Annotated in this window: 16 protein-coding genes; 9 read left to right on the forward strand and 7 right to left on the reverse strand. The window is 69.3% G+C overall.

Translation table 11 applies throughout. The features are described from left to right. Positions 1-47: 47 nt before the first annotated feature. From AC2A1K_RS34405 to AC2A1K_RS34420, 4 genes are all read right to left on the reverse strand, one after another. The gene (locus AC2A1K_RS34405) at positions 48-302 is read right to left on the reverse strand and encodes a hypothetical protein (RefSeq protein WP_483900850.1); all 255 of its coding nucleotides are present in this window, start codon (positions 300-302) and stop codon (positions 48-50) included. Between the two features lie 152 nt (positions 303-454). Then, positions 455-1561 (reverse strand): 2-oxoacid:ferredoxin oxidoreductase subunit beta, encoded by a 1107-nt coding sequence (locus AC2A1K_RS34410; RefSeq protein ID WP_483900851.1) that lies wholly within the window; start codon positions 1559-1561, stop codon positions 455-457. Next, positions 1558-3453: a 2-oxoacid:acceptor oxidoreductase subunit alpha gene (locus AC2A1K_RS34415; protein ID WP_483900852.1), complete on the reverse strand. Its 1896-nt coding sequence runs from the start codon at positions 3451-3453 to the stop codon at positions 1558-1560. The genes AC2A1K_RS34410 and AC2A1K_RS34415 overlap by 4 nt, the downstream gene beginning before the upstream one ends. Before the next feature lie 181 nt (positions 3454-3634). After that, entirely contained in the window at positions 3635-4510 is an 876-nt protein-coding gene (locus tag AC2A1K_RS34420; protein WP_483900853.1) for an enoyl-CoA hydratase-related protein, read from the reverse strand. A gap of 54 nt (positions 4511-4564) precedes the next feature. Here AC2A1K_RS34420 and AC2A1K_RS34425 point away from each other — a divergent pair, with 54 nt between their 5' ends. The 6 genes from AC2A1K_RS34425 to AC2A1K_RS34450 all read left to right on the forward strand — a co-directional run bounded on the left by AC2A1K_RS34425 (position 4565) and on the right by AC2A1K_RS34450 (position 7810). Further along, complete coding sequence (locus tag AC2A1K_RS34425; RefSeq protein WP_483900854.1) at positions 4565-5149, forward strand: PaaI family thioesterase; 585 nt, start codon at positions 4565-4567, stop codon at positions 5147-5149. Positions 5150-5226: 77 nt separating this feature from the next. Continuing rightward, positions 5227-6063: a zinc metalloprotease HtpX gene (gene htpX / locus AC2A1K_RS34430; protein ID WP_483900855.1), complete on the forward strand. Its 837-nt coding sequence runs from the start codon at positions 5227-5229 to the stop codon at positions 6061-6063. A gap of 302 nt (positions 6064-6365) precedes the next feature. Continuing rightward, complete coding sequence (locus AC2A1K_RS34435; RefSeq protein WP_483900856.1) at positions 6366-6584, forward strand: VOC family protein; 219 nt, start codon at positions 6366-6368, stop codon at positions 6582-6584. Continuing rightward, positions 6581-6748: a VOC family protein gene (locus tag AC2A1K_RS34440; protein WP_483900857.1), complete on the forward strand. Its 168-nt coding sequence runs from the start codon at positions 6581-6583 to the stop codon at positions 6746-6748. The genes AC2A1K_RS34435 and AC2A1K_RS34440 overlap by 4 nt, the downstream gene beginning before the upstream one ends. After that, the gene (locus AC2A1K_RS34445; RefSeq protein ID WP_483900858.1) at positions 6741-7196 is read left to right on the forward strand and encodes a GNAT family N-acetyltransferase; all 456 of its coding nucleotides are present in this window, start codon (positions 6741-6743) and stop codon (positions 7194-7196) included. Before AC2A1K_RS34440 ends, AC2A1K_RS34445 begins: the two co-directional genes overlap by 8 nt. A gap of 68 nt (positions 7197-7264) precedes the next feature. After that, positions 7265-7810, forward strand: coding sequence for a Clp protease N-terminal domain-containing protein (locus AC2A1K_RS34450; RefSeq protein ID WP_483900859.1), 546 nt, complete (start codon positions 7265-7267; stop codon positions 7808-7810). On the opposite strand, the gene AC2A1K_RS34455 is transcribed toward AC2A1K_RS34450, so the two are convergent. Beyond that, entirely contained in the window at positions 7785-9146 is a 1362-nt protein-coding gene (locus AC2A1K_RS34455; RefSeq protein WP_483900860.1) for an NAD(P)/FAD-dependent oxidoreductase, read from the reverse strand. The two genes, AC2A1K_RS34450 and AC2A1K_RS34455, sit on opposite strands and share 26 nt — an antisense overlap. Before the next feature lie 41 nt (positions 9147-9187). After that, positions 9188-9418: a hypothetical protein gene (locus AC2A1K_RS34460; protein WP_483900861.1), complete on the reverse strand. Its 231-nt coding sequence runs from the start codon at positions 9416-9418 to the stop codon at positions 9188-9190. A gap of 238 nt (positions 9419-9656) precedes the next feature. Here AC2A1K_RS34460 and AC2A1K_RS34465 point away from each other — a divergent pair, with 238 nt between their 5' ends. Continuing rightward, positions 9657-10397: an excalibur calcium-binding domain-containing protein gene (locus tag AC2A1K_RS34465; protein WP_483900862.1), complete on the forward strand. Its 741-nt coding sequence runs from the start codon at positions 9657-9659 to the stop codon at positions 10395-10397. Between the two features lie 59 nt (positions 10398-10456). On the opposite strand, the gene AC2A1K_RS34470 is transcribed toward AC2A1K_RS34465, so the two are convergent. Then, a complete protein-coding gene (locus AC2A1K_RS34470; protein WP_483900863.1) occupies positions 10457-10900 on the reverse strand; it encodes a GNAT family N-acetyltransferase in 444 nt (147 codons plus the stop codon). A 481-nt stretch (positions 10901-11381) separates the two neighbouring features. Between AC2A1K_RS34470 and AC2A1K_RS34475 the strand changes: the two genes are divergently transcribed. Continuing rightward, positions 11382-12362, forward strand: coding sequence for an AAA family ATPase (locus AC2A1K_RS34475; protein ID WP_483900864.1), 981 nt, complete (start codon positions 11382-11384; stop codon positions 12360-12362). Positions 12363-13484: 1122 nt separating this feature from the next. Then, on the forward strand, positions 13485-14846 hold the full coding sequence (locus AC2A1K_RS34480) for a S8 family serine peptidase (protein WP_483900865.1): 1362 nt from the start codon (positions 13485-13487) through the stop codon (positions 14844-14846). Positions 14847-15415: the final 569 nt, after the last annotated feature.

The following is a 15415-nucleotide window of genomic DNA, read 5'->3' on the forward strand; positions in this document are numbered from 1 at the left end:
GCGGTCGTTGGCGCCCTCCGACCACGGTGACAACACCCCCCAGATCATCAACGACAGGGGCACTCAGTCATGCCGTGGCCGGCGGCCTGCAAGCCCTCACCGGGCCTGATCAAGAAGGTAACGGGGGCGTCGGCGGTGAAGATGACCAGCACGGCCCAGACGTGGCTCACGCCGATCCAGCGCGAGACGGGCATCTCCTCGCGTCCGCCGGCACCAGCAGCGGCCAGAACGCCGGCGGGACGCCCGACGCCCCGGGTGCGGTCCTCGTCGCCCGCCGTCACGGTGGGGTCGACGGTGGCCACCGCCGCACCTCATCACGGCGCGCCGCGTCCTGCCCGCGTCCGTGGCGTGATGCGGGCCGCACTCGCCGGGCCCGTCCTGGTTACTGGCTGGTATCCCTCACCGGGCGAGGAATACCAGCCAGTAACCGTCGGTCGGTGGGCCGCCCGGTCGCCTACTGCTCGTTCTCGGGTTCCGGCAGGACCGCCCAGGTGTCCTTGCCGGACAGCAGCGCCTGGAGGTTGTCCCCGCGCTGCTCGGCCTGCTCGGTGGCCGCGGTGACCTGGGCGCGGGCGCCGTCGTCGTAGGTCGGGCGGTCGACCTTGCGGAAGACGCCGGTGACGGTGTGGGTGAGGTCCTGGTCGGACAGCCGTGACAGCGCGAACGACTGCGTCGGGTCCTGTTCGCCGGCGTGGTGGACCACGACGTCGTCCTCGGCCACGCCGTCCGGTCCGCCCACCCTGGCGACCTCGAGCCCGCCCGCGGCCGAGCGGACGACGCCGTACTCGTTCTCGTTGCCGAACAGGATCGGCTCGCCGTCGACGAGCTTGATCAGGCGCTCGGCGACGTCGTCGCCCTTGCGCAGGACGTCGAACGAGCCGTCGTTGAAGATCGGGCAGTCCTGGAAGATCTCGACCAGCGAGGCGCCGCGGTGGGCGGCGGCCTGGCGAAGGACCTCGGTGAGGCCCTTGCGGTCGGAGTCCAGCGCGCGGCCGACGAACGTCGCCTCGGCGCCGAGGGCCAGCGACACCGGGTTGAACGGGGCGTCGACCGACCCCATCGGCGTCGACTTGGTGACCTTGCCGACCTCGGAGGTCGGCGAGTACTGGCCCTTGGTCAGCCCGTAGATCCTGTTGTTGAACAGCAGGATCGTGATGTTCATGTTGCGGCGCAGCGCGTGGATCAGGTGGTTGCCACCGATCGAGAGCGCGTCACCGTCACCGGTGACGACCCAGACCGACAGGTCCGGTCGCGTGACCGCCAGGCCCGTGGCGATCGCCGGCGCGCGCCCGTGGATCGAGTGCATGCCGTAGGTGTCGAGGTAGTACGGGAACCGCGACGAGCAGCCGATGCCCGAGACGAACACGATGTTCTCCCGGCGCAGGCCCAGCTCCGGCAGGAACGAGCGCACCGAGGCGAGCACGGCGTAGTCGCCGCAGCCCGGGCACCAGCGGACCTCCTGGTCGGAGGTGAAGTCCTTGGCCTTCTGCGTCTCGTCGGTGGTCGGGACAAGGTCGAGTCCGCCTCCGAAGGACGGCTGACCGAGTTCGACAGCGGTCATGCGGGCAGGTCCCCCTTCACGGCGTCGGTGAGGACGCCGGCGAGCTCTTCGGCCTGGAACGGCAGGCCGGCGACCTTGGTGTACGAGTGCGCGTCGACCAGGTACTTCGCGCGCAGCAGCATCGAGAGCTGCCCGAGGTTCATCTCCGGCACGACCACCCGGCGGTACGAGCGCAGCACGTCGCCGAGGTTGCGCGGCATCGGGTTGAGGTGGCGCAGGTGCGCCTGGGCCACCGGCAGGCCGGCGGCCCGCACGCGGCGGCACGCGGCACCGATCGGGCCGAACGACGAGCCCCACCCGATGACGAGCACCTCGGCCGGATCGTCGGGGCCGGTCGGGTCGTCGACGGTGAGGTCGGGGACCTCGATGCCCTCGATCTTGGCCTGGCGCAGCCGGACCATACGGTCGTGGTTGTCCGGGTCGTAGGAGATCGTCCCGCGCCCGTCGGCCTTCTCCAGGCCGCCGATGCGGTGCTCGAGCCCCGCGGTGCCCGGGATCGCCCACGGGCGGGCCAGGGTGTCGGCGTCGCGCAGGTAGGGCCAGAACTCCCCGGAGCCGTCCGGGGCGTTCGGCTCCGTGGCGAACGTTGTCGACAGGTCGGGCAGGTCCTCGACGTCGGGGATGCGCCAGGGCTCGGAGCCGTTGGCGATCGCGCCGTCGGAGAGCAGGAACACCGGCGTGCGGTAGGTCAGCGCCATCCGCACCGCGTCCAGGGCGGCGTCGAAGCAGTCGGCGGGCGACTGCGGCGCGATGATCGGCACCGGGGCCTCGCCGTTGCGCCCGTACATGGCCTGCAGCAGGTCGGCCTGCTCGGTCTTGGTCGGCAGGCCCGTCGAGGGCCCGCCGCGCTGTACGTCGAGGATCAGCAGCGGCAGCTCGAGCGCCACCGCGAGACCGATCGTCTCCGACTTCAGCGCGACACCCGGACCCGAGGTCGACGTGATGCCCAACGCGCCGCCGAACGACGCCCCCAGCGCGGCGCCGATGCCCGCGATCTCGTCCTCGGCCTGGAACGTCGTGACGCCCATGCCCTTGTGCTTCGAGAGCTCGTGCAGGACGTCCGAGGCCGGAGTGATCGGGTAGGTGCCCAGGAACACCGGCAGCTTCGACTGCTGACCGGCGGCGACGACGCCGTAGGCCAGCGCGAGGTTGCCGGTGATCTGCCGGTAGGTGCCCTCGGCGAGACGGGCCGGCGCGACCTCGTAGGTGACCGCGAAGCTCTCGGTGGTTTCGCCGTAGTTCCAGCCGGCGCGGAACGCGAGGATGTTCGCCTCGGCCAGCTCGGGCTTCTTGGCGAACTTCTCGCGCAGGAACTGCTCCGTGCCCTCGGTGCCGCGGTGGTACATCCACGAGAGCAGGCCGAGCGCGAACATGTTCTTCGCGCGCTCGGCGTCCTTCTTGCTCATCCCGGTCGGCTCGAGCGCGCCGCGCGTCAGTGTCGCCATCGCGACCTGGTGCACGGTGTAGGGCTCCAGCGAGTCGTCCTCGAGCGGGTTCGCCTCGTAGCCGACCTTCGCGAGGTTGCGCTTGGTGAACTCGTCGGTGTTGACGATGAGGATCCCGCCGTGCGGGAGGTCGGAGAGGTTCGCCTTGAGCGCCGCCGGGTTCATCGCCACCAGCACGTCGGGGCGGTCACCCGGCGTGAGGATGTCGTAGTCCGCGAAGTGGAGCTGGAAGCTCGACACCCCGGGCAGCGTGCCGGCAGGAGCGCGGATCTCGGCGGGGAAATTGGGCAGCGTCGCGAGGTCGTTGCCGAACGCCGCGGCCTCGGAGGTGAACCGGTCACCGGTCAGCTGCATGCCGTCACCCGAGTCGCCCGCGAAGCGGATGACGACCCGATGGGTCTGGCGCACCTCCCGACTCGGCGGCCCGACGGCGGTGTCAGTGCTCATCGAGCTCCATCCGTCCCTTCGCACTCCTCGTGGTACGTCCCCTCGATCAGGAGCGGACTCCTCAGGCTAACCTCACCGCTCCGTGACCGGTCGGCGGCTGGTCGTGGGTCACAGGCTGGACCGAAAAAGGACGATCGCGCACCGTCGATGTTCGGCGTGACGGCACTGCGTCATGTCTTCGTCATGTCTTCGACGTGGCCTGGCGCACACGAGCGAGTCCCTCGCGGAACCCCTCCGAGCGCAGCGACTCCAGCTGCGGACCCACCTCCACGGCGACCGCGTCGCGGTGCCGGTCGAGCTGCGCGGTCGCCCGCAGGGTGGCCTTGGTGGCGACGACGAGCTCGCGCGGCGCCGCCGCCGACACCGCCGCCATCCGCAGGGCCTCGCTCACCGCCGCAGATCGTCGGGTCGAGCTCCGCTCCGCGTCCTCTCCCGCCCGCCCGTCGCGGCCCTCGCCGGTGGCGACGCGCAGGGCCAGGCCCAGCTCGACGGCCCGCGCGGCGTCGAGGCCCTCGCCGCCGAGGAGCATCGCCGTGGTCACCTGGGGGCCGAGCAGCCGCTGCGCCATCCACGTCATGCCACCGCCGGGGTGCACGCCGAGGCGCAGGAAGCCGGGCTCGAAGCGGGCGGTCTCGCCGGCGATACGCACGTCCGCGGCCAGCGCGAGGTTGAGCCCGGCGCCGACGGCGGGACCGTCGACGGCGGCGAACGTCGGCAGCGGGCACTCGGCGAGGGCGAGGAACCCGGCGTAGATGCGCTCGAGCGCGTCGGGGCCCGCCTCGCCCGCGGCCGCGAGCTCGTCGAGGTCGCCGCCGGCGCAGAACGCCGGCTTGGGGTCGTCGTCGCCGGTGATCACGACGGCGCGCACGGACTCGTCGGCGCCGACCTCGCCGAGCACGGCCACGAGGCGCTCCGAGAGTGCCGCGGTCATGGCGTTGCGCCGCTTCGGGTCGGAGACGGTGAGCAGGGCAGTGCCCTCATGAGGGCCGTCGAGGCGCTCGAGTCTGACGTCCGGGACACGGAGCGCAGCGGAGCTGGACCCTGATGCGGTGGCCATGGCCCTCAGCATGCCGTTCGCGTGACGTGGCTCGCGGCCGGGGAGGTCGTTGTCATGGGTAACGTGCGGCGCGTGGCGATGTCGATCGAGCCGCCCGCGGACGCCGAGGCGCCGCAGCGGCACCCCAGGGCACCCGAGCCGGGCGAGTCGACGGCCGCGCACTACGAGGGCTGCCGTGGCTGCGGTGACGTCCCGGGCAGCCTGCGCATCCGCTCGTGGGTCGGTGACGACGGGGTGTCCGTGCACAGCCGTTTCGACGTGCTCGCCGAGCACCAGGGGGCGCCCGGGCTGCTTCACGGCGGGATGCTCGTGACCGCCTTCGACGACACCCTGGGCACCGCGTACACCCAGATCACGCGCTCGGCGGTCACCGCCCGCCTGGAGACCGACTTCCGCCGACCGGTGCCCGTGGGCACGACGCTGTGGCTGCGCTCGCGGGTCGACGCCATCGTCGATCGCAAGATCTTCACGTCCGGGGTCGCGTTCCTCGGCGAGCTCGACGGCGAGGTCGCGGGCACCGCCCGGGCCCTGTTCCTCCGGGTCGGCGTCGAGCACTTCCTGCGCCACGGGCGCCTCGAGGACCTCGAGGCGCTCGGGGCCTCCCGCGAGGTGATCGAGGCGGCCCGCGCGGCGCACTGAGCTCGGGAACGGGCCGCGCGTCGCCCGCGTTGTCCACCTCGGAGAGTGCGAAGCGTCCGAGGTGAGAGGAGGTACCGGTGCGTAACGGGCTGAAGACGGCCGCGCTGCTCGGTCTGATGAGCGCGATCGTGCTGATCATCGGCTCGCTGTTCGGGCGCACCGGGCTGCTGATCGCGCTCGTCGTGGCGCTCGGGGTCAACGGCTACTCGTACTTCTTCTCCGACCGCCTGGCGCTGCGCGCCATGCACGCGCGCCCGGTCAGCGAGGCCGAGCAGCCGGTGATGTACCGGATCGTCCGCGAGCTCGCGACCGACGCCCACCAGCCGATGCCCCGGCTCTACGTGAGCCCCACCGACGCGCCGAACGCCTTCGCGACCGGGCGCAACCCGCGCAACGCGGCGGTCTGTGCCACCACGGGCATCCTGGCGCTGCTCGACGAACGCGAGCTGCGCGGGGTGCTGGGCCACGAGCTCTCGCACGTCTACAACCGCGACATCCTCATCTCGTCGGTCGCCGGCGCGCTCTCGAGCGTCGTGTCCTACCTCGTGCTCGCCGCCCAGCTCTTCGGCGGCAGCCGCAACGTCCTCGCGACCCTGGCCGTCGCGATCATCGGCCCCGTCGCGGCCGCGATCATCCAGATGTCGATCAGCCGCTCCCGCGAGTACCAGGCCGACGCCAGCGGCGCGTCGCTCACCCACGACCCGCTCGCCCTGGCCTCGGCGCTGCGCAAGCTGCAGTACGGCACGGCCGTGGCCCCGCTGCCGCCGGACCCGCAGCTGGTGAGCCAGTCGCACCTGATGATCGCCAACCCGTTCCGTCCCGGCGAGGGCCTCTCGCGCATGTTCTCGACCCACCCGCCCCTCGCCGACCGCATCGCCCGCCTCGAGGCCATGGCCCGCAACGGCGGCCGGTGACCCCACCGCATACGGGGTGTGCGAGCGATGCGGCATCGCTGGCGTCTGACGCCAGGATCGCCACAGCCTCGCTCGCGCGACACGCCGACCAGGCGCCTCAGCCTGGGGGCCACCGGCGGCACGCGGCGCAGCAGAGCTGCCGCGCCGGAGGCGAAAGGCCGGCGTTGAACGTCAGAAGATCCGCCCGCTCGATCGCTCCTTGACGAGACGCGAGCCTCACGATCAGATACCGGCAGCGTCGCGTCCGGGCCGGTGCCAGACCGGCGGATGGAGGCGCCCGGAGCCCTGGAGTGACACACCCCATGGCCGTTCGTATCGATCACCTCGCGCTCGCCGCCCACGACGCGCGCGAGTCCGCCCAGTTCCTCGCCGACCTCCTCGACCTGCCCGCCCCCTCCGAGGCCGGGCCGTTCCTCGCCGTCGACGTCGACGACACGTTCACCATCGACTACGCCGCCCCACCGTTCGACTTCCCCGGCCAGCACGTCGCGTTCCTCGTCGGCGAGGCGACTTCGACGTGATCCTGACGAAGCTGCAGTACCGCGGCATCACGTACTGGGCCGACCCCCGGCGGCGCTGGGTCGGGCAGTACGACACCGACGACGGTGGCCGCGGCCTGGACGTCGACGATCCCGGCGGACACCACTTCGAAGTGATCACCCGCCGGTACGGGTCCGGTGGGTGAGGTCCGGCGGGCGGGACCCGACGACGCCGAGACCGTCGCGGCCCTGCTCGACGACTTCAACACCGAGTTCGACACCCCGACCCCCGGCGTCGAGATGCTGACGAAGCGGCTGCGACAGCGCTTGGGCACCGACGACCTCGTCGCCCTGCTCCACGACGACCCGCCCGACGGGCTCGCCGTCGTCTCCTTCCGTCCCAACGTCTGGTTCGACGGCCCGGTCGCGCTGCTCGACGAGCTCTACGTGCGCCCGGACCGCCGCGGCCGGCGAATCGGGCACGCCCTGATCGAGGCGGTCGAGTCGTTGGCGACGGAGCGCGGCGGGCGGATCGTCGAGGTCAACGTCGACGGCGAGGACGTGGACGCCCGCCGCTTCTACGCCGCGCACGGCTACGCGTTCATCGAGCCCGGAGCGACCGAGCCGAGCTACTACTACGCCAAGGAGTGGTGACCGACCCCGGGACGGACCGGGGATCGACCCTGAGGTGGCGGACGGTCCGGGGCGCGACGGTGGTCGACATGACGATCGCCGCGCGCCAGACGGAGCGGGTCACCCGCGTGTTCCTCCTCGCCGACCAGGAGGCGGCCCGGGGCGGGGACGCCCGCATCCGGACCGTCCACCTCCTCGTCGGTCTCGCCCGCGAGGAGCGTGACCGCGGCGGCGGGCTCCTCGACGCGCTCGACCTCGACGGCGTGCGCGCCGAGGCGACCATCCGGTGGCGCGGGAGCGGGCACACCGGCCGCCGGCCCTACACCCCCGGCACGGTCGCCGCCCTCGACGCCGCGGTCCGCGTCGCCGACGAGTCCGCCGACCCCAGCCTCGGAGTCCGCCACCTCCTCGTGGCCGTCCTCGCCGACGACGCCGAGGACGCCTCGCAGGTCCTGCACGCGCTCGACGTCGACGTCGACCGGTTGCGCGCCGACGCCCACCGCGAGCTCGCCGCCGACAGGAGCCCGCGGCCCTACGCCGCGGCGGCGCTCGTCATGCCCCAGCTCGACCGCATCCTCGATGCGCTCGGCCGTATCGACCGCCGGCTGGTCACCCTCGAGACACGCGAAGCCTGAGCGCATCGGCGATCGCTGCCCGCGTCGCCGCGGGGTCGAGGTAGTCGTCGGTGTGCTCGAACTCCGCGAGCCGCCCGCTCGCGCCCGTCAGGAACCCGAGACGGACCGCGCTCGCGCCGTGCAGCGCCGAGAGCGCCCACGCCGACGCCACCCGCGCCATCGCGGCCGGGGCGCGCATGGCCCACAGGTGGTACGCCCGTGTCACCCCGGCCGCGACGCCGCCGGTGAGGTCGACGCCGAACGGCTTCGCGACGGCGTCGGTGCCGCCGAGGTCGACGACCATGCCGAGGTCGCGGTGGCGGTACTCGCGCGTCGGCGCTCCGGTGAGGCCGGCGACGACGTTGTCGGCAGCGACGGGGGCCTGGCGTGACGCGTGCTGGGCGGTCGGCGGGCAGACGGCGCCGCCGCCCGTGGCGAGGTCGGGGACCGCCGCCGCGTCCCCGAGCGCGAGCACCTCCGGGTGCCCCGGCATCGACAGGTCGGCCTCCACGACGAGCCGGCCGTGGTCGGTGGCGGCGTCCAGGCGGCCCATCAGCGGGCTGGGGGAGACACCCGCGGTCCAGATCAGCGTCTGCGTCGTGAGCCGGCGGCCGTCGGAGAGCGTCACCGACTCGTCGTCGCACGAGGTCAGGCTCGTCCCGAGGTCCACGTGGATGCCGCGGGCCTCCAGGACGCGCCGCGTGTCCTCGCCGAGCCGGTCGCCGAGGCCGGGCATGAGCCCGTCGCGGTGCTGCACGACGTGCCACTGCACGAGCTCCGGGTCCAGGCGCGGGAAGCGCCGTGCGAGCGCGGTGGTCATGAGCTGCAGGTTCGCGGCGGTCTCGACGCCCGCGTAACCGCCGCCGACGACGACGAAGCGGCAGCGTCGGGCCCGCTCGTCGGGGTCGTCGGAAGTGTTCGCGACCTCCAGCTGGCCCAGCACGTGGTCGCGGAGATACGCGGCCTCCGCGAGCGTCTTGCAGCCCCGGCCGTACTCGCGCAGCCCGGGGATGTCCATGACCTTGGTGACGCTGCCCGGCGCGAGCAGCAGCCGGTCGTAGCCGAGGACCTCGTTGTTGCCGGTGATGCTGTGGACGAGCACCCGGCGGGCGTCGAGGTCGATGCCCGTCGCCCGGCCGGGCACCAGCACCGTGCCGCGCAACCGCCGCGACAGCGACACGACCGCGGCGGGTGCCGGCAGCAGCCCGGCCGCGACCTGCGGCAGCAGCGGCAGGTAGAGCATGTAGTCGTCGGGGCAGACGAGCCGGATGTCCGCGGCGGGCCGCAGCCGCTCCAGCCGCCGAGCCACGTCCGATCCCGCGAAGCCGCCACCCACGACGACGATCCGCTCGCTCATGCGCTCTGCCTACCCCAGGCGGCGCCCGCGCAGGGTGGGCGTCACGCGGGCGAGTCGGGGACGATCCCGCACTCGAGGTCGGGCGCCGGGGACGGTGTGCCCGAGCCGGCCGTCGGGACGCTCCGCGTCCCGTCGTGGCCGACGGTCCCGACGACGATCTCGGTCGGCGTCCAGCGGGGCGGGGAGTCCTCCCCGGCCATCGCCTGACCCGCGCCGAACGGCACGGCGGCGAGCAGCGCGGCGACCACGAACCACGACCGACGGGAGCGCATGTCCCCGAGACTGTTCGACGGCGGACCTCGTGGGATCGGGGACGACCCCGAGCCCGTCCCCGAGTCCCGGCGTGCAACCCCCGAGAGACGCCGCAGGACCTGCGGGGTTGTCCCGGTCGTCCGGACTTACCCCGCTCGTGTGGTTCCCCGCGATCTCCCCTAACGATCGCGGAGCCGGTGGCGACGGTGGTGCTGAGTGCGACGTCGTGCTCCACCACACCACCTCGGGAGACCCTCCGTGCCTGCTCACCGCGCCGTCCGCCGGACCCGCCGTACCCGCGCCGCCGCCCTCGGGACGTTGACGCTGCTAGGGGTGTTCGGGCCCGGAGCGGGCATGGCGCTCGCCGCCGGCCCCGACAAGGACTGCGGCGACTTCTCCTTCCAGGAGGACGCGCAGGAGGTCTACGACGCCGACACCTCCGACCCGCACCGCCTCGACGGCAACGACCAGGACGGGCGGGCCTGCGAGAGCCTGCCGAGCCGCTCCGCGAGCGAGGAGCTCGGTCTCACCGACGAACCGACGTCCTCGGGTTCGACGCCGGTGACGTCCGGGTCCTCGTCGTCCGGTTCGGCGGCGTCCTCAACGACCCGCACCGGGCTGACCCAGGACCGCGACTGCGCCGACTTCTCCTCGCAGGCCGATGCCCAGGCCGTCCTCGACGACGACCCGAGCGACCCCGAGCGCCTCGACGCCGACGACGACGGGATCGCCTGCGAGTCGTTCGGCTACGGCGACGAGACCGGCGACTCCGGCGACGACTCCGGCGACGATTCCCGTGACATCGACGTCCGGCCGGCGGCCGCGACCGAGCCCGTGAACGCCGCGAACGACTACCCCGTCGGCGGCGTTGCCGCCGGTGACGGTTCCGCCCCGTCCGACGGCTCCGACGCCCTCACCTACGCCCTCCTGGGCTCGGCCGCGGTCGCCGGTGCCGTCGCCGTTCGCCACGCGCGTCCCGGCCGTCACCGCCGGGTCTGACGTTCCCCGGCTCACCGCTCGCGTAGAGGTACGCCGGGACCTGGGTTCCGGGGCCGGTGTCAGGCATCGTGGTGCCGAGCCGGTGCCAGCCGAGGCGTTCGTAGATCGCGATTCGCCGCGGTGTCCTTGGCCATGACGTCACCGACGATGTCGAGGGTGTGGTGCACGGTCCAGTCGGTGAGCGTGCACGCCATCCGCATCCCCAGACGCCGACCTCGCCCGGCCGGGGCGACGATCAGACGGGCGCCGACGATCGTGGTGGCGATGTCACCGCCCTGCCGGACCCAGGCATCGACGGCCGCGACCTCCGGCTGCGCGGTCCGGGCCAGCGCGTGGCCGACGACGGCCTCGTCGACCGTCGCGACCCAGGCGTGCAGGGTGCCCGGCGGGGTGAGCCAGGCGTACGGGTCGGCGACGCCCTCGACGGGATAGCCGTCGACCCGGTGGACCTCGACCAGCGCCACGGCCAGGGCGTCGAGGTCCCCGGGCCTGCGGTCGCGCACCGCGGCCACCACACGCCTCAGCGGTAGTTCGTGGACCGTGCCCGACCTGCGACTTCGGCTCCGCCCGGTCTCTGACGTGCCCGGACGCTGTCTGACGCTGTCTGTTGGTGTCGGCCAGTGCGTCCTGCGTCTTGTACCCGATCTGTACCCGCGGTGGGGCATGCATGGGAGCTTCCGGCCGTGGCCGGCCGAGCCCTCGCGCATGTCGGGGGTGGATGCGAGGGTGTGGTTCCTAGCGCATCGAGGTGTGACGGAACGTGTGGTGCGGCGTCGCTGGCGTAACTCCGGGGGTATCCAGCCGTTGCCACGTCAGGCGGACTGTCCGGGGGAGCGTGATCGGGTATGCCACAGCCCAACGGCGCGCCTCGGCCGCGCACCCGGCCGCCAGCCGCTGACGTCACTCCCATTAATGGTCAAACTATAGCCGGATGCACTGAACTACAATTTGACTGCTCGGCGCCCGAAAAGGTACTGTAACAATATGGCGGGGAAAGATATCAAGGCGATGATCGCGGCTTATCGCGATCACGACGACCTTGCTTTTCGCCGTGCGGCAATGAAAATAATTGAGGAAGAAGAGTCTAAAAAGCACGTAGCACTGGCTCGCGATTTGAGAAAACTGCTATCAACAGGCTCTTCCCATTACTCTACGCCAGCCAGTCCGGCGCTTAAGCCCGAGCCGCCAACGGACCGTGAGTCTAGCCTTCCTCTTATCGAGATAACTCGGTCGGAGACGTATCTGGACGATCTGGTTCTTCCTGCTGACCTTGAGGAAGAACTTGCTGAGCTTGTTCAAGAAGTCTCAATGTGGAACGAGCTCGACGCGGCGAGTATCCCGCGCCGCCGATCGCTTCTGCTTTACGGTCCGCCGGGTTGTGGAAAGACGTCGATAGCTGGCGCTCTCGCTGCAGAGCTGGGTCGACCCTTAGCGGTTGTCCGCACAGATTCGGTGATTTCAAGTTACCTGGGTGAGACCGCTAGCAACTTGGCGCGGGTTTTCGAATTTGCTAGCGCCGGTCAATATATCGTCCTATTCGATGAATTCGATAGTCTAGGTAAGAGTCGTGATGACGATAGCGAGCACGGGGAGCTTCGTCGGGTAGTTAACGCTGTCTTGCAGTTTGTGGACAGATACTCTGGCCCTTCTCTGCTAGTGGCAGCGACCAACCATCAAGATATATTAGATTCCGCGCTATGGCGTCGCTTTGCGGAAGTTGTGGAAGTCCCCCTCCCAACTGGAGCTCAGCGCTCGTCAATCCTAGCTCGACGTCTAATGCGGAAGAGTGCGGAAAATCTTTCACTAAATGCCGCAGCAGATCAGCTAGAGGGATATCCACATGCCGCGGTCGAGCGGGTGGCGGTGGATGCTTTGCGAAATAGCTTCCTTGCAGGGCGCAAGTGCGTGAACCCGACTGATCTTGAGCAAGCGGTCAGGCGTACCCTTCGCCGCCGGTGGATGTGATCCGCGCTCGTTGCTAGTCCGCTTGGGTGGTGCTGTAGCCTTATCGGCGTGTCGTAACACGTTCGAGTGAGAGCTGTGTTACAACTGAATACATGGCCGACCATTTGCCGCTGCCGCGTGGAAGAACCCTTGGTAGTCGCAGAGAGCGAGGCAACCCGCAGCCCGAAGCCCCCGTTAAGCGGCCGGAGCACTCAGAGAATTTGCGGGGACAGCTACGCGAGATTGACCCGTACTTGGAGGGTCCCTCTCCCGAAGAGGTCGACGAGGACGCGCCCGAAACCCGGCTAGTACTCAAGTTGAGTGGAACCACGCGCTTGGAGGCGGGTCCATTAAACGGTCTGAACCTCACTCAACTCGGAGAGGGAGCCGGTTGGACGTACGCCGTGATGAGCACTCGGGGTGCCAGGCGGCTGCTCAGCGATCTTCTGGCTCAGTACGCACCCACTGAGGTAGGCGACGTATGGGAGCGACCCAAGAGTTGGGCCAAGCTATTCGACCACCTCGAAGGTGTTGAGGTTTATGGGCCGGAGGATCGATTCGATCCAGAGCTGGCAGAGCTAAGTTTTGAGCAGCCGGAAGTGCTCGACATCTTGATCTGGCCATCACAGAGTCGGGCCGCGTCGGATCAGCGGATCGCTACCGTGCGCGCGGCAGTTGAGCAGGCGATTGGGACGGCTGACGTTTCCCCTGTAGAACGAGTCGTGAGCGTCGACCCGCGGCCGCAAACCACAATGCTGAGAGCGAGACTTCTTCGCGAGACACTTGAGCGCCTACTGGAAGAACCATGGATTGAGCGAATTCGTCCTCCGCTTCGTCCGCGCCTAACACAAGCACAAGTTGCGCAGACGGAGGTGACGAGGACACTCCCCCAGCCCGAGGGCGCTCCTATCGGGGTAGTTGACGGTGTTGTTGTCTCAGACAATCCGGTCTTGGCTGACCGCGTGCTCGAAGCTCGAACGTTTCCAGATGGCTACGCGTTTGCTGGCGCCGACTCGCATGGGACCCGTGTCGCCTCCATCGCTTCTTGGGGGAATTTGTTCTTCCTCCCCAGACGGAGGGCCGGCTCCCGTATCATCTCCGTTGATCTGCGCCCGTGTTTTCGACACTCGAGCGGACGGGGAGATGGAGGTGGCGGGCGAAGCGCACAAGACAGTTGAACAAGCCGTTCGCTGGCTCGTGGAGGAACATGCCGTTCGGGTGGTGACGATGTCCGTAAATCGTCGTTATCCTCGGCAATCACTGCTTCCTTCTGATCTCTGCTATACAATCGATTGGCTATCCCGTGAACTGGACGTTGTGTTTGTACTGAGCTCGGGCAACAGAGAGTCGATCCCCGAGGGCGGGTGGTTCGACCGATACCCCGAGTATCTTTCAGATGCAGACGCGGGAATCGCTGATCCCGGCGATGCTGCCTTGGCTATCACAGTCGGTGCACTATCGCTTCGGGACGTCCCCGGAAGTCGAATACGCGAACGAGAGCTGGCGGTCGCCCCTGCTAGATCGCCAGCCCCGTTCACCCGCTGCGGGCCTGTGAAGGGTAGAACCTCGCAGGGCATGCTGAAACCAGAGTTTGTAGCCGACGGCGGCAATTTCGTAAGTCATGCGGACTACCCGACCTATCGCGACGATGACCCAGGCGTTGCAGTGCTGACTGCCATCCCGTCCGATCGAGGAGGACGAGCTCTCGGATTCTCATCTGGAACGAGCTTTAGCGCACCTGCTGTTGCACACGAAGTGGCGATGCTCGCGTCTAGGTATCCAACCGCCGATGCTAATCTGCTTCGCGCGCTCACTGCGCTCTCTTCTCGCAGGGCTGGACACAGAGAGTTTGGAGCGATCGATAAGTTCAGAGTTAGCGCTTATGGCACCCCCGAGGCCGCTAACGTTCTGGAGAGCGATGGCCCTCACGCGATCCTGACGATCCAGGCGCAGATGGCAACTAACTCCACCGTAGTTCACCGCTTACCGGTCCCGTATGAGTTCGCTCGCGGCGGAACGCGGCGCACTCTCAGGGTTGCGTTGGCGTACGACCCGCCAGTTAGAAGAGGCCGGCGTGAGTACATTGCTGGTCACATGACGGTTGAGCTTGTGCGCCGGTTGTCGTTCGAGGATGTCGACGCGATCTACTCGAAGCAGCCGACTAAGAAGGAGCGTGACGCGAACCCCGAATTGGTCAAGCTCAACCTTCCGGATGGTGCACTTCGTCCTTCCCTGGAGCCGGGTGTCACTCGGCTTGAGTCGAACACTTTAGTAAAGAGGGAGTTCGTCGACGGGTCGTGGGATCCCGACGATGAGAACTACTTTCTTGTTGTAACTCACAATCCAAGCCCCTGGGGCGTTTCTGCGCGAAGGTCGTACCAGGAGCAGAAGTACGCTATCGCTGTCGAGCTTCTCGACGAGGAGCGGGCGGACCTGGATGTGCACAACCTGGTTCGCGCCGAGATCGTCCGTCTTGAACAGGAGCAGCGACTGCGCCTTCGATAGTAAACAATCTACGAGAGGTGCGAGGTCAACATGCCATCCCGTCGACCTGGCTCAGCCCGATCACGCCGGTGGCGGGCGGCAACCTTCGACGTCGACCGGACTGGGATTGGCCAGGCTTGCCGCTCGCCGGCGGTGTGATAGCCCTTCGGGAGGTCGTCGGGATGGCACCTCGCAACCACCCCACCCGCCGGGCCCGCGGACTTTCTTGCGCCGCTATCCCGGAGACCTGCCCGTCCGGCGAGGACATCTCTTGTGGTTCTGGGTGGTCTGCGTTGCCGGTGGACGGGCGTGCCCGCGCGGCGCCCGCCGGGCCGGAGGCAGGAGGCGGGGTGCCGTGGCGGGCCGCCCGTTGGCGGCCCGCCAGGGCCGCTCTTGATCCTGTAGAGAAAGTCCTCACCCGGTCCGGGTCAAGCGTTTGTCCTGTCTCGGGACATGCTTGACACCGTGTTCTCAGGACATGTTTGACACCGGCCGTGATCGGCTTCGTTGTGCTCCCGTCGTTGGCGGGATGCGCGGGAGGCCGGATTGGCCCTGGTGGACATGTCGGTGGTCGAGCAGCGCTATCGCGC

Source organism: Actinomycetospora sp. 2LY8.5 (assembly GCF_057180585.1).